This is a genomic window from Pseudoflavonifractor sp. HCP28S3_F10 (genome assembly GCF_052065415.1).
Classification (GTDB): domain Bacteria; phylum Bacillota; class Clostridia; order Oscillospirales; family Oscillospiraceae; genus Pseudoflavonifractor_A.
The window spans coordinates 1-23,090 of the sequence record NZ_JBQHUB010000043.1 but is presented as its reverse complement, the minus strand read 5'-3'; the positions used below and the strand labels follow the sequence as shown (position 1 = coordinate 23,090).

21 protein-coding genes and 2 pseudogenes are annotated in these 23,090 nt (G+C 50.1%); 12 read left to right on the top strand and 11 right to left on the bottom strand.

All coding sequences use genetic code 11. The features are described 5' to 3' along the window. Positions 1–120, bottom strand: a pseudogene (locus ACTNBZ_RS13475) (recombinase family protein); the annotation flags it as partial. Positions 121–355: 235 nt separating this feature from the next. Between ACTNBZ_RS13475 and ACTNBZ_RS13470 the strand changes: the two are divergent. From ACTNBZ_RS13470 to ACTNBZ_RS13455, 4 genes are all read left to right on the top strand, one after another. Then, positions 356–904 (top strand): TetR/AcrR family transcriptional regulator C-terminal domain-containing protein, encoded by a 549-nt coding sequence (locus ACTNBZ_RS13470; protein ID WP_441019424.1) that lies wholly within the window; start codon positions 356–358, stop codon positions 902–904. A 203-nt stretch (positions 905–1,107) separates the two neighbouring features. Beyond that, a complete protein-coding gene (locus ACTNBZ_RS13465) occupies positions 1,108–2,493 on the top strand; it encodes a radical SAM protein (RefSeq protein WP_441019425.1) in 1,386 nt (461 codons plus the stop codon). 23 nt (positions 2,494–2,516) lie between these two features. Beyond that, positions 2,517–3,656, top strand: coding sequence for a methionine adenosyltransferase (gene metK, locus ACTNBZ_RS13460; protein WP_441210668.1), 1,140 nt, complete (start codon positions 2,517–2,519; stop codon positions 3,654–3,656). Between the two features lie 22 nt (positions 3,657–3,678). Beyond that, complete coding sequence (locus ACTNBZ_RS13455; protein ID WP_441019427.1) at positions 3,679–4,527, top strand: DegV family protein; 849 nt, start codon at positions 3,679–3,681, stop codon at positions 4,525–4,527. A 254-nt stretch (positions 4,528–4,781) separates the two neighbouring features. On the opposite strand, the gene ACTNBZ_RS13450 is transcribed toward ACTNBZ_RS13455, so the two are convergent. Further along, positions 4,782–5,315, bottom strand: a complete 534-nt coding sequence (locus ACTNBZ_RS13450) for a transposase (RefSeq protein ID WP_441019428.1) — start codon at positions 5,313–5,315, stop codon at positions 4,782–4,784. Here ACTNBZ_RS13450 and ACTNBZ_RS13445 point away from each other — a divergent pair. Genes ACTNBZ_RS13445 through ACTNBZ_RS13425 form a run of 5 tightly spaced genes read left to right on the top strand, consistent with a single transcriptional unit; the run spans position 5,281 to position 9,036 of the window. Further along, positions 5,281–5,961, top strand: a complete 681-nt coding sequence (locus ACTNBZ_RS13445) for a diacylglycerol/lipid kinase family protein (RefSeq protein WP_441019429.1) — start codon at positions 5,281–5,283, stop codon at positions 5,959–5,961. The genes ACTNBZ_RS13450 and ACTNBZ_RS13445 overlap by 35 nt on opposite strands. Positions 5,962–5,966: 5 nt before the next feature. After that, positions 5,967–6,734, top strand: a complete 768-nt coding sequence (locus tag ACTNBZ_RS13440) for a hypothetical protein (protein WP_441019430.1) — start codon at positions 5,967–5,969, stop codon at positions 6,732–6,734. Further along, entirely contained in the window at positions 6,718–7,410 is a 693-nt protein-coding gene (locus ACTNBZ_RS13435) for a TVP38/TMEM64 family protein (RefSeq protein ID WP_441019431.1), read from the top strand. Before ACTNBZ_RS13440 ends, ACTNBZ_RS13435 begins: the two co-directional genes overlap by 17 nt. Positions 7,411–7,436: 26 nt before the next feature. Beyond that, positions 7,437–8,816 carry a radical SAM protein gene (locus ACTNBZ_RS13430; RefSeq protein ID WP_441019432.1) on the top strand — a complete coding sequence of 460 codons (1,380 nt, stop codon included), beginning with the start codon at positions 7,437–7,439 and terminating at the stop codon, positions 8,814–8,816. Positions 8,817–8,829: 13 nt separating this feature from the next. Next, entirely contained in the window at positions 8,830–9,036 is a 207-nt protein-coding gene (locus tag ACTNBZ_RS13425) for a hypothetical protein (RefSeq protein ID WP_441019433.1), read from the top strand. Between the two features lie 54 nt (positions 9,037–9,090). Here ACTNBZ_RS13425 and mobQ read toward each other — a convergent pair whose 3' ends face one another. The 7 genes from mobQ to ACTNBZ_RS13390 all read right to left on the bottom strand — a co-directional run bounded on the left by mobQ (position 9,091) and on the right by ACTNBZ_RS13390 (position 19,343). Continuing rightward, positions 9,091–10,788: a MobQ family relaxase gene (mobQ, locus tag ACTNBZ_RS13420; protein ID WP_441019517.1), complete on the bottom strand. Its 1,698-nt coding sequence runs from the start codon at positions 10,786–10,788 to the stop codon at positions 9,091–9,093. Between the two features lie 385 nt (positions 10,789–11,173). Beyond that, entirely contained in the window at positions 11,174–11,380 is a 207-nt protein-coding gene (locus ACTNBZ_RS13415) for a DUF3847 domain-containing protein (protein ID WP_441019518.1), read from the bottom strand. Positions 11,381–11,918: 538 nt separating this feature from the next. Beyond that, positions 11,919–13,199 (bottom strand): IS110 family transposase, encoded by a 1,281-nt coding sequence (locus ACTNBZ_RS13410; protein ID WP_441019519.1) that lies wholly within the window; start codon positions 13,197–13,199, stop codon positions 11,919–11,921. Between the two features lie 149 nt (positions 13,200–13,348). After that, on the bottom strand, positions 13,349–15,709 hold the full coding sequence (locus ACTNBZ_RS13405; RefSeq protein WP_441210663.1) for a PEP/pyruvate-binding domain-containing protein: 2,361 nt from the start codon (positions 15,707–15,709) through the stop codon (positions 13,349–13,351). A 16-nt stretch (positions 15,710–15,725) separates the two neighbouring features. Beyond that, complete coding sequence (locus ACTNBZ_RS13400; protein WP_441210661.1) at positions 15,726–16,349, bottom strand: TetR/AcrR family transcriptional regulator; 624 nt, start codon at positions 16,347–16,349, stop codon at positions 15,726–15,728. A gap of 967 nt (positions 16,350–17,316) precedes the next feature. Beyond that, a complete protein-coding gene (locus ACTNBZ_RS13395; RefSeq protein WP_441210659.1) occupies positions 17,317–19,044 on the bottom strand; it encodes a DUF4368 domain-containing protein in 1,728 nt (575 codons plus the stop codon). Then, on the bottom strand, positions 19,041–19,343 hold the full coding sequence (locus ACTNBZ_RS13390) for a transposon-encoded TnpW family protein (RefSeq protein WP_441210657.1): 303 nt from the start codon (positions 19,341–19,343) through the stop codon (positions 19,041–19,043). The genes ACTNBZ_RS13395 and ACTNBZ_RS13390 overlap by 4 nt, the downstream gene beginning before the upstream one ends. Before the next feature lie 155 nt (positions 19,344–19,498). Between ACTNBZ_RS13390 and ACTNBZ_RS13385 the strand changes: the two genes are divergently transcribed. Genes ACTNBZ_RS13385 through ACTNBZ_RS13375 form a run of 3 tightly spaced genes read left to right on the top strand, consistent with a single transcriptional unit; the run spans position 19,499 to position 22,417 of the window. After that, complete coding sequence (locus tag ACTNBZ_RS13385; protein ID WP_441018351.1) at positions 19,499–20,431, top strand: sigma-70 family RNA polymerase sigma factor; 933 nt, start codon at positions 19,499–19,501, stop codon at positions 20,429–20,431. Between the two features lie 56 nt (positions 20,432–20,487). After that, positions 20,488–21,402, top strand: a complete 915-nt coding sequence (locus tag ACTNBZ_RS13380; RefSeq protein ID WP_441018349.1) for a hypothetical protein — start codon at positions 20,488–20,490, stop codon at positions 21,400–21,402. Continuing rightward, positions 21,395–22,417, top strand: a complete 1,023-nt coding sequence (locus tag ACTNBZ_RS13375) for a virulence RhuM family protein (protein ID WP_441018347.1) — start codon at positions 21,395–21,397, stop codon at positions 22,415–22,417. The genes ACTNBZ_RS13380 and ACTNBZ_RS13375 overlap by 8 nt, the downstream gene beginning before the upstream one ends. Positions 22,418–22,465: 48 nt before the next feature. On the opposite strand, the gene ACTNBZ_RS13370 is transcribed toward ACTNBZ_RS13375, so the two are convergent. Beyond that, the gene (locus ACTNBZ_RS13370; RefSeq protein WP_441018345.1) at positions 22,466–22,837 is read right to left on the bottom strand and encodes a TnpV protein; all 372 of its coding nucleotides are present in this window, start codon (positions 22,835–22,837) and stop codon (positions 22,466–22,468) included. Positions 22,838–22,886: 49 nt separating this feature from the next. Further along, positions 22,887–23,090: pseudogene (locus tag ACTNBZ_RS13365) on the bottom strand (hypothetical protein); the annotation flags it as partial.

Below are 23,090 nucleotides of genomic sequence, written 5' to 3'. Positions count from 1 at the left end.
TCTCTGAAAATCCGGCCTGTCAAAGTTCGTTCCAGACCATCCATCGTCGATATATTCATCTATGACATTCAGGCCATGCTCGGCGGCATATTGCCGGAGCATCATGCGTTGAGACGAGATTTGTCAAGGTGTTTTTCTTCCAAGGAGTACAACGTTCTCGTTTAAATCCGGAAAAAGCGCACCTTTATAGAAGTATTGATGCTAATAGACAATTGCAGATAAGCTTCACCTATATGTGCCGGGATAAATGAAGAAGCTGCATTTCCATTCTGGAGAAGCTTGCGTTTTCTCCTCAAATCTTGTAAAATACAGCATATAGACGAATTAGAATCCCCCATACTTAGGAGGGCTGTATATGGCCTTATATACAAAAAAGCTCATCATGTCCACATTTCAAGAAATGCAGGAGGAGCTTCCGTTTAACAAGATTACCGTAGCAGCGCTGGTGAAACGAGCAGGTATCAGCCCTAATACGTTCTACTATCATTATCAGGACATCTATGCTTTGTTGGGTGCGTGGTTTTGGGAAAGGGCAGAATCATTTATCCCCAGCAATGCCCCTATTGAATGGAAAAGCACCACCAAAGCTGTGCTGCATCAATGCAAAGCCCATCCGAAAACAGTTTATCATGTGTTTAATGGCCTTTCCCGCGACCATTTGGAGCGATATATCTTTTCTTTGACCGATGATGTTTTCCTGAAGGTGGTACAGCAAGTGGCAGAGGGACGCCCGATTTCAGATAATCATCTTCGCAATATCGCATCTTTTTGCCGTTATGCTTATATCGGCTTTGTCATGCAGTTTTTCTGGAACCATATGGAGAATGATATTGATGAGAGCGTAGACCGGCTGGGGGGCCTTTTTGATACCTTTGTGGCCGGAGCTGTCCAGACTATTGAGTGAGAAAAGAGATACATACTTCCAAAGGCTGCCCTGTACGGGGCAGCCTTTTTTTGCGCACAAATTCAAAAATGCGCAAATTTGCGTATTGATGCGGTTCCCCTGAAATTCGGAAGAATCGACTTTTCCCGCCATAGTTTTCGCGTGGAGATTTCGTTAAGATAAGAATATCCTAAAGCAATACAAAACAGAAAGGAACTGTTATTATGAATGCCTCGGAAGTGTTAAAAGGCTTTGCCATGAAGCAAGTTTACGGTTATCTGGATAAGGATCCGGATACCAATATCCCTAAGCTGCTGGATATGCTGGAGAAGTACGACAAGAGTGGTCAGGCCATCACCTCACAGGTCGAAGGAATTCGTGCTGCACTGGCAGACCCGAACAACAACTGGTCGAAGCTGGTAAAGAGCCTGTGGACCGACATCGATGACGAGCAGCGGAAAAAGCTGGTAGAAACCGTTGCAATCAACGGCACGCTGATTGGCACGCCCGCTTCCATGAAGCTGCAAGACAAGTATCAGTGCAACATTCCCTGGGCGATCCTGATGGACCCCACCTCTGCCTGCAACCTCCACTGCACCGGCTGCTGGGCAGCGGAATACGGCAATAAGCTGAACCTGACTTTTGAGCAGCTGGATGATGTGATCCGGCAGGGCAAGGAGCTGGGAACCTATGTTTACATCTACTCCGGCGGTGAACCGCTGGTACGCAAGGCTGATCTGATCCGCCTTTGCGAGAAGCACAGCGACTGTGCGTTCCTTGCATTCACCAACGGTACGCTGATCGACGATGCCTTTGCCGACGAGATGCTGCGGGTCAAGAATTTCGTCCCGGCCATCAGTATTGAAGGCTTTGAGGAGGCAACCGACTTCCGCCGCGGTAATGGCACTTACCAGAAGGTCATCGAGGCCATGAAGCGACTGAAAGCCCGCAAGCTGCTGTTCGGCATTTCCTGCTGCTACACCAGCAAGAATGTAGAGGTCATCGGCAGCGAGGAATACTTTGATTCCATGATCGATATGGGTGCAAAGTTTGCGTGGCTGTTCACCTATATGCCGATTGGTGCGGCGGCTGTGCCGGAGCTGATCGCCACGGCGGAGCAGCGCAAGTTCATGTACGACCAGATCCACAAGTTCCGCAAGACCAAGCCCCTGTTCACCATGGACTTCTGGAACGATGGCGACGCTGTGGGCGGCTGCATTGCCGGCGGACGCGGCTACTGTCATATCAACGCCAACGGCGATATGGAACCCTGTGCATTCATTCATTATTCTGATTCCAACATCAAGGAAAAGACGCTGCTGGAGTGCTACCAGTCCCCGCTGTTTATGGCTTATCGCCGCAATCAGCCGTTCAATGAAAATATGCTGCGCCCCTGTCCTGTGCTGGATAACCCCGGTCGGCTGACACAGATGGTGGACGAATCCGGCGCGCATTCCACCGATCTGCAAAGCCCGGAACGCGCTTGCGACTACTGCAACCGCTGTGTACCCGCTGCTGAGAAGTGGGCTCCAGTTGCTGATGAGCTTTGGAATTCCCTCCCCAATAAGAGAGGTACGCAGCTTACCGGCAAGATGGCAAAGAAGTCTTAACAGGAGGCGATACTGTGGATAAAATGCTGTTCACATCGGAATCCGTGACCTGCGGCCATCCGGACAAGGTCTGCGATCAGGTGGCGGACAAGATTTTGGACGAGCTGCTGGCGCAGGATCCCGATTCCCGTGTTGCCTGCGAGGTGACCTGTGCCGAAAACCAGATGCACATTTTCGGTGAGATTACCAGCGAAGCCAAAGTCAATTACCGGGCTGTAGCGCAGCAGGTCATTGCCGAGATCGGCTATACGAAGCCGGGACGCGGCTTTGATGCAGATACCTGCGCCATTACAGTAGATCTGCATCACCAATCTCCCGACATTGCACGGGGCATCACCCGCAGCCGGGAGGCGGAGCAACTGGATGCCGGTGCAGGTGACCAGGGCATGATGTTTGGCTATGCCTGCAAGCAGACAAAGACCCTGATGCCGCTGCCCATTGAGCTGGCGCATGAGCTGTCCAAGCAGCTGGAAACGGTACGCCGAACCGGCGAATTGCCGTTCCTGCTGCCGGATGGCAAATCGCAGGTGACGGTGGAGTATGACGGAGACCGCCCCATCCGCATTGCATCTGTGCTGGTATCTGCCCAGCATCAGGAGGAGGTATCCACGGAGGCGGTACGCGCCGAGGTGCGCCGTCATGTGATGGAAGCCGTGCTGCCCGCTGAGCTGCTGGACGAGAACACTCAGTTCTATGTCAATCCCACCGGACGTTTTGTGTACGGCGGCCCGGCGGCAGATTCCGGTCTGACCGGACGCAAGCTGATCGTCGATACCTACGGCGGATATGCCCGACACGGCGGCGGTGCCTTTTCCGGAAAGGATGCCACCAAGGTGGATCGCAGCGGTGCATATATGGCGCGCTACATCGCCAAGAATATCGTGGCACAGGATTTGGCCGACCAATGTGAAGTTCAGCTCAGCTATGCCATTGGTCTGGCGGAGCCGATGTCGGTACGCATTGAGACATTCGGAACGGAAAAGGTAGACAAAAACACTCTGAATCGGGCAATACGAAATAGTGTGGATATGCGTCCCGCCGCTATCATTCAAAGATTCGGCCTGACACGGCCGATTTTCTCCAATGTGTCCTGCTATGGACATTTTGGCAGCAACGCCTGCCTGATGCCGTGGGAGCAGACAGACCTTACGATCAAGCTGTGAATCGGACGGAGGTGGCGTATTCGTGACTGTGAAGATCATATCAGACAGCACCTGCGATCTTTCGCCGGAACTGCTGCGGCAATATGATGTTTCCATCACCCCCTTATCAGTCTGCTGCGGCGAAAGGGTCGGCGCAGACGGAACAGAAATCACACCGGACGATATTTATGAATACGTTCATGCAGAGGGAAAGCTCCCACAGACCAGCGCCGTAAATGTCGCGGATTATGCAGAGGAATTTCACCGCTGGACGAAGCAGGGCTGCTGTGTTGTCCATTTCTGCATCAGTAGTGACTTTTCCAGCACGTATCAAAATGCCTGCCTTGCTGCCAAGGAAGTCGGAAATGTATTTGTTGTTGATTCCAGAAATCTTTCGACCGGACAAGGGCTGTTAGTCCTCCATGCAGCGGAAATGGCAGCAAACGGCTACTATGCGCAGGAGATATGGGAAACCTGTTCCGCAATGGCGAAACGGGTGGAAGCCAGTTTTGTCATAGACAGCCTCGACTATCTCTACAAAGGCGGCCGTTGCTCAGCCTTGGGTGCTTTTGGTGGAAATCTGCTTCGACTGAAACCGTGCATCGAGGTCCGGGACGGAAAAATGACGCCCGGTAAAAAGTACCGTGGCAGAATTGAAAAAGTCATGCTGCAATATGTGGAGGATCGTCTCCAGAATCGCACCGACATTGATAAGCACCGCATTTTTATTACGCACACCAAATGCAGCCCGGAAGCTGTCCAATCGGTGCGTGATAAGATACTGGAAATTGCACCGGATTTTGAGGAAATATTAGAAACTACCGCCGGAGCAACGATCACCTCCCATTGCGGGCCAAATACATTGGGCATTTTGTTTGTGAGAAAGGATTAGTGTGATCGAAGCCGTCATGTGTGGCTGTGACGATTGGCGGCTTGGCATACCGGATTCAAACAGAAGCAACCTGTCCGATGCTTGGAGCTGCGGCGGGTGATAACCACCCGCCGCAGTATTTTACAGGAGTCCTGCAAACAAAAGTCAATAGCTGAAATGAAAAAAGTCCCGCAAAATTTGCGCGACTGAAAAAGGGCATAACAAAACAGACTGGAGAAAAAGCTTCGCCAGCCGGGATAAAGTATCAATCTGATTTATCCTTGTGAGGTGCCCTGCTGTGCGTCAAAAGCCTCCAGGCATTCCTTCACACGGGCGTAGTAGATACGTAGGAACTTGTTCTGTGCGGCGGTCATGTATACAAAGTATGGCTTGCCCTCAGCGCGTTTCTTATCGAGAAACTGGTACACCGGCTCGTCTGCCGGCGCTTTTCTGAGATATGTGCAGACGATCTGGTACAGCGTTTTCCGAAGATGCGGCGAACCACGCTTTGTGGTCGACGTGCTTTGTGTCTCATGCTTGCCGGACTGGTCCACAGCCGGGTCAACGCCAGCGAAGCCCACAATGGAACTGCGGCGGGGAAAACGGCGCACATCGCCAATCTCAGCCATGAGTTGCGCAGCTGTGGTTTCGCCAACGCCGTACATGGCGCGCACGGTTTCGTACTCCGGGAGCTGTGAGGCGAGTCGTGTCATCTCTGCTCGCAGAGCAGCCAACGTAGTCTTTCCTGCAAGAAGCTGCTGTGCGGCTGTGGTAATGAGCAGCTTGGTGTTGTCGTTCTTCGGTATCATCGAGCGGAACATCTATTATTTCGCTACCGGCAGTGGAAATGATTTTCTCACCGACATCGGAGGAAAAGCAGGTGACACACCTCGCCCCATTAACCAGTACCTTCAAAAGCTGCCGTCGGTGTATGTGAACGGCACACGCCGTTATTGCCTCAACGGCATCGGCTATGGCATTGACGGTTACTGCTGTCTGGAGGGCGACCGCCAGCGGGAGCGCTCCACAAAGCCGGTCAATTATACATCCATCGCCATAAAAGGCCTGCTGTTCCACTATAAACCCACCTCCGCCGTTGTCACAGTGGATGGCGTAAAGCACACATACAAGCATGTCTGGTTGGCTCCGACCATGAACGGGCGTTACTACGGCGGCGGTATGATCCCGACGCCGCAGCAGGATCGTCTTGTGCAGCCGAAGCAGCTATCCGTTATGGTGTTCCGCAGTCCCGGTAAGCTGAAAGCCTTGGCTGTCTTTCCCTCTATTTTCAAGGGAGAGCATATCAAGCATACGGATGTAGTGGAAGTTCTGACTGGTCAGGAGATCACGGTGCAGTTTGACCGTCCTGCCCCACTTCAGAACGACGGAGAAACAATTCCCGATGTAACTACCTATCGTGCGTCGGCCTGCGCAGAGGTGCTGGCAGAAAGGTAACAGAAATGCAGAAGGTAAAGCTAAGTATTCAAGCTGAACAGACGCGCTGGCGTGTGTGGTTTTGGACAGTATGTGAGCTGTTTGTACTGTACTCCATGCTGCGCTCTCTGCATTCAGGGCCGGCGTCCGATGCGCTTGTGTGCCTGCTGGTAGGCATCGGTGTGGCAGTACCGTATATCCTTGAGGCTTTCGGCTACCGGATGTCTGATACGCTGTTTGTGTTCAGCCTGCTTTACCTGCTGGCCTCTATGTCAGGACGGATTTACAAGCTGTACTATCTCATTGCGCATTGGGATAAACTGCTGCATCTATGCGGCGGTGTGGTTTTTGCCCTGCTTGGTTCTTATCTCCCTGTGGTGATAAACAGGAAGTACGAGAATGACCGTCTGCTGCGTGTGCTTTTCGCGTTAATGTTCTCCATATCTGTTTCTGCACTATGGGAATTCTACGAATTTGGCATGGATCGCTGGTTCGGCATGGATATGCATCGGGACACAATCATTCACGCCATCCATTCTTACGACTTAGGCGAGGCCACCGGCGTGATCGGCAGCATCGACCAAATTGACAGCGTCATCGTCAATGGAGAACCGTTGGAGGGCTATATCGATATTGGCTTGATCGACACAATGGGCGATATGATGATTGAAACGGCAGGAGCTGCGGCCTACGCTGTCGTATTTGCACTGGATAAAGGCCGTCACCCCGCTTTTATCCATGCTGCAATGGCTTCTCTACCCGGAAAGAAGTCCGTTCATGCACAAGTCGAGTAACACATCGCCGGAGAACCGGCGGATACGAATCGCCAAATGCCTGCTTGCATTGGTTTGGTTCACGATCATTGCAGTATGTCTGCTGCATAAAGATGAGTTTACGCTGGAGGGCATTTTGAGCTATACACCCCAGCAGCCAATTTTAGCCGCAGCAGTATTATGGATGCTGTTTGCGGTGAAAAGTCTGAGCATCTTTTTGTATAGTGGCCTGCTCTATGCTGCCAGCGGCATTTTGTTTCCATTGCCCGTGGCAATCGCGGTAAACATCGCAGGCACAGCGGTCATGGTCAGTATTCCCTATTGGTTGGGGAAAAAGCTGGGCAGTCAAGCAGTGCAGTATATTCTGCATCGCTGGCCGAAGTCCGCCATGCTCCACGATCTTCGCGGCGGCAGTGATTTCTTTTTCGTTCTGATCGTCCGCTTGCTGGGCATCCTGTCTGCTGATGTAGTCAGCGCATATATGGGGGCAGTAGGGGTGAAGTACCGGGCGTATCTTCCAGCCTGTCTGCTGGGTTTCTTACCGACCTGTATTTTGTTCCCTATTATGGGCATGAGTATTTCGGATGTGCGTTCCCCTCAATTTCTTACTGCGGCAGGCATTGAACTTGCAGCAATGCTGCTCTCCTGCATCGCATTTCATTTCTATCGAAAAAAACACACAACGCACGAAAATTGACATACAACAGAAAGGACGAATGAACTATGAGCCTCACCGAAAAAATCTCCCATGCAGCCGAACGCAAGGCATTTGAAACGATCCTGGATTCCATGCTGAAAAAGGGCCAGACGCAGGATGTAGGCGACCTTGCCGAACAGCTCATCGACATGATCCAGAAGATCCACAAGGGCACATGGAGTGATAACTCCTATAAGACGCTGCGGATGATCGCAGAAAACCCCGATGGGAAGTGGGCACATTATACCCAGCGGCTTATCCGGGAGAACGACCCCTACATTCTCAAAACCTTCCTGACCAATGTGGCATACGAGGGCGGTTTCCGGGGCTATCAGACAGCGCAGGAGAATGCCGCCAAGTACGACATCAATGTACCTTGGCTGATCCTGATGGATCCCACCTCCGCCTGCAACATGCACTGCACCGGCTGCTGGGCGGCGGAGTACGGCCACAAGCAGAGCCTGACCTTCGAGGAAATGGATCGTGTGCTGACAGAGGCCAAGGAATTAGGCACCCATGCCTGCCTCTTTACCGGCGGCGAGCCGCTGCTGCGAAAAAAAGACATCATCCGCCTATGCGAGAAGCACCGGGATATGGCGTTTCACGCCTTCACCAACGGTACCCTCATCGACGAGGAATTTTGTCAGGAGATGCTGCGGGTGGGCAACTTCTTCGTGTCCATCAGCGTGGAGGGCTTTGAGGAGGCCAACGACGGCCGCCGTGGGCGGGGTCACTTCCAGAAGGCGCTGGACGCCATGGACCTGATGCACAGCCACCGCATCCCCTTCGGCGTGTCCATCTGCTACACCAGCCGGAACTACAAGGTGGTCACCAGCGACGAGTTTTTGGATTTGCTGATCTCCAAGGGCTGCATTTTTGCGTGGTATTTCCACTATATGCCCGTTGGCCTGAACGCTGACACCTCCCTACTGCTGACACCGGAGCAAAGAGCGTATATGAAAGACCGCGTCCGCGAGATCCGCGGGCTTACCGGCGGCAAGGAGCTGTACTGCATCGACTTCCAGAACGACGGCGAGTTTGCAGGCGGATGCGTAGCTGGCGGCAGAATTTACTGCCATATCAACGCCGCAGGCGATGTGGAGCCCTGCGTGTTCATCCACTATTCCAGCGCCAATATCCGAGACAAGAGCTTTTTGGAGTGCTTGCAGCAGCCGCTGTTCAAACTCTACCGCAAGGGACAGCCCTTCAACGGCAACCACCTGCGGCCCTGCCCCATGCTGGAAAATCCGGAGCTGCTGCCGAAAATGGTGGCAGAGAGCGGTGCGCACTCCACCGACCTCGAAGCTCCGGAAAGCGCCGAGCATCTGTGCGAGAAGTGCAAGGCCTATGCCGATTGCTGGAAGCCTGAAGCCGAAAAGCTCTGGGCGGAAGAAAACCATAATTGATGGAGGTATGAATATGAAGATGGCAAATCATGACTGTTGTGAAAAGAAGCACTGCAAGTGCAGAGGCTTTCTGAAATTCGTTTTCGGTGCGGGCGTTCTTGGCTTGCTTGCGCACATGGTATATGGCTATCTGGAAGAGGATAAGCCATGTCCGCTGAAAGGATGGCTGGCTAAGCACGGGAACGAAAGTACCGCTGAATTTGAGGATTTCGACGATTGACACCAACTTTTTAACAGAGGCGGCGGCACGTATGAGCCGCCGCCTTTTGCACGATTACCGCTCAGGGTCATTTCTTTTTTGTTTACTGTGAGAATTTTGGTGCTGCTCTTGATTTCTGTGCATAATGAGTTGCCGCACCTGCCGTTCTTCCAGGTCCTCTCTGAGTAGGCGGGATGTTTCCTGTTTGGCACTGAGCAGCATAATAAGAGATGGCTTCTCATGCATGGCATCCTCTAACTGCTGTTCTGCTGCCTTTTCCTGCACAGGGCGAATGACCTGCCGTGCTTTGTATAGCTCCACCGGGTCAAAATCCGCAGCCTGCGCTTTCAGCTCGTCATATTCAGCCAGCGCCTTATCCAACTCGGCAGAGTATTTCTGCTCCTGCGCCTCTATCTTTTTCAGACCGGCCTCCATGGTGGCAATATCCTTGCGGAACGCCTCTGCGCCTGCATCCTCCGCATACTCAAATTTTTGCAAAAGAAGCGCCTTCTCGGAACGCAGTTCCTCCAATTCCTCCGTCAGCTCGGCTATGCAGACAGCCAGCGCCTTGTGCCGTTTCACATGATATACTGGTAATTCCTTTTTCTCAGCAACCAACGCTTTGCGCTCCTTGCTCTTTTCCTTGATCTGCTGCACCAGACCGGTGTAACGCTCCAGCTCCGGCTTCCATACGGCAAGGGATTTTTGAATATGCGCTTTGCCGCTGCGAATATGAGAGAGCTGATAACAGAAGATCATCACACGGCTGCGCAGCTTCTCCAGCCCCTCCGCAATGGCGGGAACAGTACGGGCGACCAGTGCGGCCAGCTTCTTGACTTCGGCTTTCAACTCCCGCAGCAGCACATTGTCGGCCTTGATCTGCCGGTTGATCTCGCAGCGGTCGGAGATGATTCCCTTGCGCTCCAACGCCTGCGCTGCCACGCCCTCATGAATGGTAGGAATCTTATCCAATCCCCGTGCGGCGTTGCTGCGGTGGTCAATGCGTTCCTCCCGCCCGGCGCGTTCCAGATAGCGGTTGGACACATCCGCCCATGCCGCCCGCCATAACGCAAGCTGTTCCTCACTGTTCCAGCGTTCAGAGATGGGATTCTGTCTGCCGTAGCGGGTGCTTTTGGGATGCTTGTCAGCCCGGACAAGCCCCTGTGCATCAGCCTTGGAAGGAACCATATACACTTTCTTTTTGCCGACTTTGTAGGGATATTGCTTCTCCCAGCCATCATTCTGCGCTGTCCGGAACTCAGCGGCAGTAAAACCCCGTTCCTCGCCGTTTTTCATGCAGAGATATTCCTTCTCTGTCTTGTACTGCCACTTGCCTCGTTCATCCAGCGGGCGCACCGTCAGCAGAATGTGAGCGTGGGGATTGTGACCATCCGTGTCGTGAATGGCAGCATCGGCACACATTCCGTCTGATACGAACTGCTCCCGGATAAAATCTTGCAGCAGTTCGATCTGTTCCTCACGGTTCAACTCTATGGGCAGGGCAACGACGAATTCACGCGCCAACCGGCTGTCCTTGGCAGTCTCCACTTCCTCTACGGCGTTCCAGAGTTGTTCCCGGTCTTTCCATTCCTGCGGGGCGTATTCCGGCAGAAACACCTCCTGCCAGACAAGCCCCTGCTTTTTCGTATAGTCGTGCTGTATCCCATCGTAATCGTTGTAGAGACGGGAACAGCTTAGGTAAGCAGAGGCGGCCACGGCGGAGCGCCCTGCGCCCCGGCTGACCACCTTTGCCTCCAGATGATAAATTGCCATCGTTCGTTCACCTCGTTTTCTTTTTTCTGTTTCTCTTTCGTAAAAGAGAAAATGGACGGGCAGAACGCCCGTCCATCTCTGCGGCAAAGCTGCCGGTGGCAGGTTTGCGTAGGCAGGCGGCAACAGGGGTAGAGAATTTCTACCCCCAATTCTCTGCGCCTGTCGCAGGGAATTTGCCGTCTGCGCAGACGATGACAGCAGCGCCCGCAGGTGCTGTGGCATTGTCTGGAGGCTGCCGCAGCAGCCGCATCTGCCTCGCAGAGCGCACGGCTTGCCAACGGCAAGTACCACCGCCCCTTCGGGTGGTGAGTAAGTGCGCCCTTCGGGAGCCCTTCGGGAGAAAAAAGAGGAAGGCCCCCGGTTTCCCGGAGACCTCCCAGCGAATTCAATCGTGCTGCGGCAGCTTCTGCATCAGGTAATCCTCCAGCGCAGGCAGCTCCACCGTCCGCACTTCCGGCAGCACCTTTTCCAGAATCGCGCCCTCCTGAATGAGCCTGCGTGTCCTCGCTTTTCGCTCCTTGACACGATCCCGCGCCTGCGCTTCCTCTAACCGGTGCTGTGCCTGCAACAATTTCTTTTCCGTATCCGTCATGTGAAAAATCCTCCCTATAATGTCAAGTGATTTTTCCTTGAAAATCAAGGATTTTTCAACGGTATACCTCTACTGAATGAGCCGTAAGGGTGGGCATCTCTGAGTATCGGGTACGAGAATAGAGGTGTTTTGGGTATACGAACCAGAACGTCATTTATCCTGATATTCATGGCCGTTGTATAACCCTTCCCTCTATGGCAGCGCACCTCCCGTATCTACCAGGATCACCTTCGGTTCCCCGATGGGTCCTCACTTCCTTCGTTCCGCCTGCCCATAACCAGGGTGTCAGCTTAGCTCCTCATCAGGGTCGTGCCCTATGGAATAAATTCCTGCCGACTACTGGCTCATTCTTTGTTGTTTGCTGACTCCAGCTCCCGCTCACCAGCACCTTTCGGCGGACGTTTCCCTGATGAACTTCTTCCTTCGTCACTCCCATAAGGGAGCCGGTCTCCTGCTTGTGACCGGAACCGGATCCCTGATGTGGTTCAGATCCCCGGCTCTGGCCGCAAGCAGTAGTTGCTCTGTTGTTTTCGGCTGCTTATGCCGCCAATGGTCTCCGGATATCCCCCATCAGCTTTGCCGCATCATAAGTCGCTCCGGTCTGCAGGATCAGGTAGAACACCCGGATCAGCTTGCATGCCACCGCGATCATTGACTGCATCTTCTTTAAAGGATTCTTCTCCCTTGTCGTGTAATACTGATGGATCGACTTAAATTCCGGACTGTGGCTTACCACGCTGACTGCCGCTTCATACAGCACATATCTCAGTCGCTTTCTGCCGCGGTAGCTAATGTGGCTTTCTCCCTTGTGCTTTCCGGATTCGTCCTTGACGATTGCGTATCCGGCCAGCTTCTGGAGCTGTCTGGGATCATCGAAACGCGTAATGTCCCCGACTTCCGCTACAAACCCGATCACCGTCTTCAGGCCTACGCCCCTGATCTCCAGAAGCTTGTCTACGTATGGCACCTCTATGATCTTTTCCTCGATCAGTGCCATCAATTCTGCTTCCCGTGCTGTCTGCATCTCATAGTCTGAGAGCAGGATCTGCAGTTCTATCCTGGCTGCTTCCTGTGCTTCCCGGCTCCCGATGCTGTGCTCCGCCGCTGCTACCAGGGTCTTAGCCCTCTTTAATCCGACGCCTCTTAACTTCGCATCCCTCCAGATCCGGTTTACACCGTCCACACCAAGTTTTACGATATCTTCCGGCAGTGGCGCTGCCTTCAGAACCATCAGACCGCTCACCGCACCGACATTCCCGTAAACGTCTTTATAATTCGGGAAGTAGATACTGAACCATCTGGCGATCCGATTCTTCAGCCTTGTGATCTCGCTCTGTGCGAGCACCTGCAGTCCTGATAATGCCCTGATCTCTGCATAGACCCCGTCCGGGATATACGGCCGGAAATACCTTCCGTCTTTTACCAGACCGGCTATTACTTTCGGATCTTTGCGGTCATTCTTGTCCGGGTTGTTATCATCCAGTTCCTTCGATTTCTTGACATGATGTGGATTTACGTGCACTGGAGTCATACTGTTATCCTGCAGGAACTTCCCAAGATTGAACCAATAATGGCCTGTTGGTTCCATGCCCGGTATTACCTTGTCCATTTCGTGCTTTTCCTTCAGCTCCTCAATCCAGATCCGGAACGTCTCGAACCCTTCCTCCGTGTTACTGAATTCAAGCGGTTTCCTGGAGAACTCGTATCCCCGCCAGTTAAATGCCCGTGCGAAGTGTGTCTCACTTCCTACGTCAATGCCAATGATCAAAGTTTTTTCAGTTATAGCTGCGATCTTTGCGTTTTGTGTGGTAGACTTCATCTTAGATACCTCTCTTGTAATGGATTTGCTAACTGTCGTGGGTCAGCAAACCTTATATTACAGTGAGGTATCTTTTCTTTCACCTGCTTTCTTTCGCGTCCCTATATTTGAATCATACAGGAAGCTCCTTTAGGGACAACAGCAGTTGTTCAATCCAAGATATGCACAACTCCTTGACCACCATCAACAAGTACTCTGTCCCCTGTCTTAAGTCGTGTGGTAGCATTGCCGCATCCCACAACAGCAGGTATACCAAGTTCTCTGGCTACAATAGCAGCGTGGGACAAGGGTGCTCCTATATCGGTAATGATTGCTGCAGCTCTAGGGAAAAGAGGGGTCCAGCCTACATTCGTGGTTGATGCTACTAATATTTCACCCTGCTTAAAGTTTTCCCCATCCTCCGGATTGGTCAAAACACGCACAATTCCTTCTATCCTGCCTGTTGCGCCAGCAAAGCCTTTCAGTGTTTCAGAGTCAGACGCACTAACAGTTGTTAAAGTCGGATCATAATAATCCACTCTTCTATTTGGGTCTTCTGCCCACTTGAATGGATCAAATCTTCCACGGATCATTGATGGCAATGGAGGCAGCGTCTTATATTTTTCGAAGGTTTTGCGTCTGGCAGGAATATGCTTCACCGCCGATTTGTTTCCGGAAAGCAAATTCAGAACTTCATCCATGTAGAGGAAAAATACATCGTCTCCAATTCCTGTGAGTTCTCCCGCTTTCAGTGCAAAAACACGGTTAACCCTGAAAACTCTGGTCCATTCTGAACGGGCAGCTTCTCTTATATTGCTGCCTTCAGAAGCATCGGCAATTTGCTTGCTGATCTTTTTTGCTTTGCCCGGAAAACGATCCTCAAGCTTTTTTAACGTTCTTTCATATTGGGTATGCTGCTTCTTCAGAAGTTCTTCAGCATCAATATTAGACTTTTTAAATTCTTCTATCTGTTTTTCAAGCCAAATTTTATCCTCAGCAGGATCAGGTATGGATATCTCAAACTCATGAGGACCTCTATGACCGTACTTCATAAGGTATTCCTCCCGGCTCGATTCCCCCTTAATAATCTTTGATATCCCGATAACCGGACCAAGACTTTCAAGTTCAGAACTTCCCCTTAAATTCGACAGCAGTGTATTTGCGTCTTCCTTCCCTAAAAGCTTTGGAAGTTCTTCATTTAATTTAAATAATCCCGTCAATTTTTTTCGGGGAGCGAAACGGGTAACCCACAAAGCCTTACAGTTATAAGGCCAAAGTTCTTCCTTCCATAAGTTCAGTAATTCTTTATTCGTCTTTGCTCCTTCAGTGCGTTCCTTCATTGTTCTGCACCAGTTTGGCGTATCCGTAAAATAATGCGGCATTGCTTTCGTAACTTCCTTCGATTTTTTTAAGGTATTCATTATTCCCGGCATCATTGCTTTTATTAATCCTAACCCCGAAAACGGATAAATCGGAATATTCATTCCTTCAGGCATCTGTCCAAATATATCATTCATTTTTTTAAGCACGGGTTTATAGTCCTTACCAAAGGCCGGATATATTGACAAAGCCATATTTACATTGGAGTACATCCTTCCGCAGATATTACCGGAGAATAAATAATATCCGGGAACTACCATTTGCTCCTCATCAAGCGCTCTTATCACAGACCAGCTAAGCGGAGTAAAAACATCGGTCATAGCCTCACCCACATTGGTATTGGTCCAGAGGTAATCTCCATCCAAAGTATCATTCAATTCATAGGTATCCAGATTACCTGTCTTCTGGGTTGTAATAGGCCTTGCTTGAAGCATATATAATTTCCCTTTTGCAACAGCCCATTCAATATCCTGTTGATATCCCAATTCCTTCACAAGCTTAGCAGCGTACTTATACAGTTCTGAGGCATACTTTTTAAAATCCTCTGGGCCCTCATATTTTCCTTTAGGCCTCATCAGTTTAAAAGGATATGCGTTGGCTTCCCCGGATACCAGCTGCTCTCCCAATCCATAGACAAAATTACCTGTCATGCTTGTGTGACTGCCGGTAATCGGATCAGCAGTGAACAATACGCCCGAAATTTCAGACTGCACCATAAGCATAATTACCACAGCAATCTGATGAGATTGTTCCATTCCTTGAACAGAACTGTATGCCTTTACTCTCTCCGACTCTCTTGATCTAAAAACTGTATAGATTGCTTCCTGTATTTCTTTATCTGTTTTAACATTAAGAACAGTTTCAAACTCTCCTGCAAATGAAGCCTGTGCTGAATCTTCACTTAAAGCGGATGACCTTACTGCAAACAGCGCCCCCTCATGCTTCTTCCTAATGGTATTCAGATAATCCCTTATCTCATTCCAAGCTTCCGCATTCAGCTTCTCCTTCTGAAAAGCTGACGGTAAAACGACAAAACCTTCAGGAACAGGATACCCGTCCTGAAACATCCTAGAAAGCATACCGCCTTTTCCTCCTGCAAATGCCTGAAGGTCAGGAGTCAAATCTTTAAAACTTTTGACCATATTTCCCATACCAAATTCCTCCTTTTTACTTATAGAAACAGTCTTTTAATAATTTAAAATAAATATCCAGTTCCAATAGGATTTCATCAAAATCAAGATCGGTTATAGGGCTTTCTCTTATCTCTTCCTTTTTTTTGGCTGCGAAGCCTTCCATGGTCCAGATAATAACATTCACGGCTCTTTTAATGTCCGTTCCCTCTTTAAACTTAGTACTATCAAAATTGCTCAGCACTTTACTGTAGCCATTTGTAAGATATTCTTTATTTCTGGACTCTAATTCATTTTTTACTTCATCGGAGCTTTCAAAATAAGCAGACTTAGTAAAGTCAAGCATGTCAGGATGTTTATTTACGAGCATAAATTCAATAAGTAAAACCTGACGCAGTCTTTTTAAGATATCTTTTTCCTTCAAATCTATTCTCCCAAAAAACTCATCCATAACAATCTCTAAAGAATAGTCATATAAAAATAAATACAGATCCCTCTTATTGTTAAAATAATGAAATAGCGCCCCTTTTGAAATATTGGCTTCCTTAACAATTTCATCTGTAACTGCATTTTTATAACCTTTTTTTGCAAATTCTTTTATCGCTGCATTTAATATTCGCTCTTGCTTTTCAGGTTTTAAACTCTGAAATTTTGAAAACATAAATTTACACCTTCTATCTAAATAATCTAAGCTAAATATAAATTGACTAATTCAGTCAATTTATATTATAATACAATTGACTGAGTTAGTCAATTTATATATGAAAATAATTTTATTACAGTATTGAAAGATATTTGCATACGCCATAAAGAAAAGCGGTGAATCTTCTTCATCCATTCGGCCTCTGCGACGGTAATCCTTGTTACATTAAAGGCTGTGATCTATGTCCTACCTAAGCGTTTTCCATGGTCGGCAGTTTCAGATAATCCTCGTACTCAAACAAATTCACCGCATCGGGAAACTTTACAAGGATTCACCATACCAGTCATGACCGATGTAATGGCTGCAGGCAGAAACCTCACACCTTCCTCGGCTGAAATGTAGCTGTAGTAAAACCAGATCTCCTTTTTAATGAATTCGCTCTGGCTCTGACAATTGTCCTTTTGGTTGCTTATCACATTATGTTACGTCATTATCAAGAGTTTTTTTATATGTATAAAATTTAATTATTAATGAATAAAAAAAGATGCCTTTTGAAGCTGGTAACCACTTGGCGGAAAGCCATGTCCAGTAACTTTATGTATTATTATATGCCCAAAAGAATATACATCATCGGACGAAATTCCCTGGACAGCATTTCTTCCATAATGTCTTTTTGGTCGGCTGTAAAGCCGTATTCATCGGCCTGCTGTTCTGCGGTCTTGCTGGTGATAGTAATATGGAGGATATACTCATAGGTCGTAGAGGTTTCCGAACTGGTCGTACCATCACCGTTACCTCTCTTGTAATGGATTTGCTAACTGTCGTGGGTCAGCAAACCTTATATTACAGTGAGGTATCTTTTCTTTCACCTGCTTTCTTTCGCGTCCCTATATTTGTAAATTTCGGGTTATAAAGTCCACTTGCACGGAGTTTCCGGTCCATCTTCACGGATAAACAAGTCCACCGTCACGGTGAAGGAGTCCGGCTAAATCAGAGCCTTTATAATGGTAGTAGCACGCGATGTCGTGAGCTGCTCCTGCCGCTTGATTTCTTCCTCGGTCAGCTCCGGCGCGGGAAGCTCAAACTGCCCGATAAAGCGAAGGTGGATCTCCACCTCCTGCACCCGGTCACCGTCGATGCGCTCCGGGGCGTGGACGATGATTTTCTCAATAAACTCGTTGATCATGGGCGTGGTCAGCTCAGAAAAATCGGTGTACTTCTTCGCCAGCTCCAGAAACTGCTCCACGCGGGCGGTGTCTTCAGCGAAAGCGGACAGCTTTTCTTCTGCTTCTGCGACAGAGGCTTGCAGCGTTTTCTGCTCCGCTTCATAATCTGCCAGCAGACTGTCAAAGCGTTCATCGGTGATACGCCCGACGGCAAAGGATTCATAGAGCTTTTTGATGATGGTGTCCAGCTCAGCAATGCGCTTTTTGTCCTTGCTCAACCTTCGCTTGGCGTCCTTGGCCGCCTCCGTCTGCCGGAGCTGGGAGGCGGAGCGCACCTTTTCCATGAACGCCGCCTGATTGGAAATCGCAAAGGTACTGACCGTGCGGATGGTGTCCAGAATCAGTGTGCGCAGGGCCTTGGTCGTGATATAGTGGCCGCAGCAGGCGGCGGTACGCTTCTGGCGGGCGAGGGTATAGGAGGAACAATCGAAGAAGTCAGATGGATAGGGATTGTTCTCTGTGCCGCCTTTGGAGCGGTGATTATACATCTTCTCGCCGCAATCGGCGCAGTACAAAAGGCCGGTCAGCGGATTCGCTTCACCCAGCGTGTCGATGCGCTTGGGCGTCTTGCGGAGCTTTTGTGCAAGCTCCCATGTTTCCCTGTCCACAATGGCCTCGTGGGTATTCTCGAAGATCAGCCAGTCCTCCCTGGGATTCATCACGGCGTTTTTATCTTTATAGGACTGCTTGTGGGAGCGGAAATTCACCGTATGCCCCATATACTCCGGCTTGGAGAGGATCTGTCCCACGACATAGCCGCTCCAGTTATAGGGATTGGAAAATTCCTCTTTGCTTTTCCAGATGCCCTTGCCCTGCTTGCCGAAGTACACAGCAGGTGTTTCCACCTTATCCTCAAAAAGAATACGGGCAATATCGTATGGGCCTTTGCCCTCAATGGTCAAGCGGAAAATGCGGCGCACCACGGCGGCGGCTTCCTCGTCGATCAGCCAATGGTATTTGTTTTCCGGGTCTTTCCTGTAGCCATAGATGGCGCAGTTGGTGGTAGGCTTGCCGGATTCCCCTTTGACACGAATGGCGGTTTTCTGCTTGCGGCTCAGATCGCGCAGATACCATTCGTTCATGATGTTGAGGAAGGGGGCAAATTCATTGCTGTTCTGGTCATCGCTGTCCACGCTGTTGGCGATGGCAACAAAGTGAACGCCGTGCTGCCGGAAGAATACCTCCGTGTAAAATCCGGTTTGCAGATAGTCTCGCCCCGCCCGGCTCATATCCTTGACGATCACATGAGCAACCTTGCCTGCCTCAATATCCGCGATGAGCTGCTTCCACGCTGGACGCTCAAAGTTGCCGCCGCTCCAGCCGTCGTCGGTATAGTGCCGACAGTTGGTGTAGCCCCTTTGCTGGGCATAGCTTTCGAGGTATTTTTTCTGATTCACGATGGAATTGCTGTCCCCGGCGTTGTCATCGTCGCGGGACAGCCGCTCATAGAGAGCGGTGATTTTGCTTTCAGTCTGTTTCGCACTCATGATGCGCTCCTTTCAGACTGTCGGCTCATTTGTGGTGTCTCCATTATACCATAGGTTCCGTCGTTTGTAACCATATCATTGCGTACAATCCGCAAAATTTTATCCTCCATGGTCTCGCCGCCGCTTTCGTTGAACACGACCCTGACCTTGTAGGTGGTGCCGCCGATCCGGCGAATGATAAACTGTTCTCGTTTGTTCTGCTCCATAGGCATCCTCCTTGCGTGATTGGTTGGTTTTTGATATAATGTGGTTGGTTCCGTTGGCTGTAAGCCAACCGTGTCTTTCTGCTGCTTTTTCATGCTCCATATCCTCCTTTTCTTCGCTGGCGATTCCAAAAGTAATCTGTGTATTCTGCTATAAGATTACTCCATCTACTAATAGGAGAAATAAGGGGTGTAAATCGGAACTGTTTTTGAAAAAAAGAAAAATATTTTTTCGGGGAGGTGAAGCTGCCGTGGAACCATGGGAGGATGAACTGCTGCTGGATGATGATTTTTCCGATGAGGAAGAAGATACCGAGGAGCAAATAGAGGAAAACGACCTTGAAATGGATGCGGACAGCTTTGCCGATTGGGAGGATGCGTCTGACGGTCCGCCGGTGGACGAGACGCTGGAGGAAGCGCTTACCGAGGAACGTACTCTTGAGCTGGAAAGCGAGCTGGAGCAGGACGAGCATCCCAGAGACTATGATACCGAGCTGGAGGACGAGGAGGAAGAAGCCGCGCCCACCAGCGAAAAACGACTCAAGCGGGAAATTCGTGCAGAGGCGTTGAAGCGTTTAGAGGAAGCAGCCCGGACAGAATCGGATTTTTTGACTGTGGTAGACGAGTGGAACAAGCTGGACAGGAACCGGGAGCGCCGGGAGCGTGACCACGAAAACCTGCGCGGGGATGTTCCGTTGGAGTTTCAGGCTGTACCTGATCCGAAGATTGCTCCCTTCTGGATGAATCTGCCGAGGTTCCGCCAGCTCTGTCAGGGAAATTTTCTCGACATCATCTTCTCCTGCCCCTACGAGCTGCACGAGCTGACTGCGAACCGTTTTCTCTCCAAGCTCTTTTTCACCCTCAGTGATGAGCAGAAGGAGGTGCTGTATTACCTGTTTGTCAAGCAATACAGCACCACAAGGCTTGCAGCCATCCGTGGACAATCCGACCGGAATATCCGAAAGCTGCGGATGACCATTCAAAAAAAGCTGCAAAAGCGGATGTATGAGCATCTGAGTGAAAAGCTGGAGAAGGACTACAGCATTACCCTGCGGGAGCGCGAATTCATGGAGAAATATGAAGCGTCGATGCAAACCATGGGCAAGGATGCCGTGATCCGCCGGGAGAACAAAACAAAACCGAGAAAAAAGAAAGCCGCCCTTGACGATGTCAAGGACGGTTGATACAATGGTAATATGGTTAATATATAGATGGATTACGAATTGAGAGGAACAGCGTTATGAATAATCTGTTTGCGCAGTCCCGTTCCCATTGGGTGCGGTATGACCGCTATGAGATCAAGACCGGTAAGGACGGGAAACGCTATATCACGCCGGAAAAGACGGCAAAGCCCGATGTCTATAACCCGCTGAAGGAATCCTCCGAGATGGTGCTGGAGGCGCTGAACGTAGGGATGCTGATGATGAACCGCAGCCCGGAGGATGAGGTGGAAAAGGCAATTCTGGCTTTTGTGACCCATTATGGTCTGTTGGGGCTGATGACGGCGCTGCCCACCACGCCGTCCTTTATGGACTATGAGGCAGTCTATCTGCCGAAGAATCACTTCATCAAGGAAGAAAGCATGGCAACAGAGGACTACCTTGCCCTGTTCTATCCCTTTGACAAATTGGATGTAGTGAAAAAAGGCGTGGAATCCAGTTGGAATGTTTCCGGGGATAATATGATGATTGCCCTGACCATGACCTTCATGGATGAGCCGATGGCAAAGAACATGAGCTTCCAGCGGGAATATGCAGAACCGTATGATTGGGTGGCGCAGCAGTTCAAGGATTGGGCGTTCACGCTGACTACCTCTGTTTTGTACTATAACGACTACGACAGCATTGATGAGGACACAAGAAATCTTTACCGCAAGGCCATGGCTGCCTTCGGCGGCATTGCGCCTACCTATCATATCGAACTGCTGGAGAAACCGACCATCTATTGGGACTTCCATTCCCTGCTGCTGGGCATCCAGATGATGTTCAGCTTTATGCTGGTGGACGATACAAAACCCCTGCGGCTGTGCAAGCACTGCCAGAAGGTATTCCTCGGCAGCCGGGCCAACTCCGCGTTTTGCAGCGCCCGGTGCAAGAATCAGTATAATGTCTATAAAACACGGGCAAAGAGCCGGGAGGATAAAGAGAATGGATGAGAATATGGCACTTACCCCATACGAGACAAGAGAAATTTTGTTTTACAAGACCGATAACGGCGATGTCAAGGTTGAAATTCTGCTATATCAGGAGAATTTATGGCTGACGCAGGCAAAGATGGCGGAGCTGTTTGAGGTGCAGAAAGCGGCCATCTCAAAGCACCTGAAGAATATCTTTGTATCCGGTGAATTGATGGAGGATTCAGTTGTTTCCGTTTTGGAAACAACTGCGGCAGACGGGAAAAAATATCCCACACGGTACTATAATCTGGATGCGATTATTGCGGTCGGTTATCGGGTGAACTCCAAAAAGGCCACCATGTTCCGCATATGGGCAAACAGGATATTGAAGGAGTATATTATCAAGGGCTATGTCATGGACGATGAGCGCCTGAAAGAGCCGCAGAACTTCTTCGGGAAGGATTATTTTGAGGAACAGCTGGAGCGCATCCGTGATATTCGCGCCAGTGAACGGCGCTTTTATCAGAAAATCACGGATATCTATTCCCAATGCAGCGCAGACTATGACGTGGACAGCCCTGTGACAAAAGAATTTTTCGCCACCGTACAAAACAAACTGCATTACGCAATTACAAAGCACACCGCAGCGGAGATCATCTACGACCGGGCAGACAGCACGAAACCGAATATGGGCCTGACAACATGGAAAAATGCACCGGGCGGCAGAATCCGAAAATCCGATGTTGTGATAGCGAAGAACTACTTGGACGAAACCGAGATAGGAAGCCTGAACGAGATCGTCACGATGTATCTTGATTATGCCGAGCGGCAGGCACGCCGTGGAAACATCATGTATATGCGGGATTGGGTCGCACGGCTGGATGCGTTTTTGCAGTTCAACGAGGAAGAAGTGCTGCATCATAAAGGAAAAGTGACAGCAGCCATTGCAAAAGCCTTTGCCGAGAGCGAATTTGAGAAATACCGTGTCATTCAGGATCGGCAGTATCAGAGCGATTTTGACCGACTTGTAGCCAGCACCGAGGAAAAGGATTAAAACGCAGAAATGCCCGCTATCGGCCGTACAGCCAATAACGGGCATTTGTCATTCATATACGAGCTCGGTCAGAACGATTTCCTCCGCACGATTGCGGATGCTGTTCATGCGGCGCACCCATTCCATTTGCTCGGCGGCCTTGAGTGCTTCGGTCACACCCTCCTGCTTCGCCATATCAGAAACGATGATTGCCATGCGCTCATTGCAGGCTTGGTCGATCTCGGCAAGGTGACGATGCAGCGTTCCGCTTGTGAGCAAGTTTGCATAGAGAACTGGACGATGTTCTTTCAGATAGCTGCGACGCATACGCCCGTACTTGCCGATCTGGTATTCTGGTTCGTCCGGCAGCGCAAGGTTCGGGATAAGATAATCACCCTCCTGACGGTAAGTGCCGCCCATTTCTTCAAATAGAGATTTCATAAGAATCAGCTCCTTTTGGTGTTGTTTTTTAGCGGTTATAAGGGCTTTTTTACTCCTTTCCTACAACTGCTGTTCCATTCACCACAAATGAGCCGCAGTCATATGTATTAGGTGGGAGAAACCACCCTCTACATAGTAACTCTTGTGTCTGAATACTCCCGCTTTCTCCTTGCAGTTCATCGTCCCGGCTCAATCTCATATAAAGCGCCGTGTTGTAAATCGTAGTATTGTAAGGTTGTTTCACCGTAAAAAT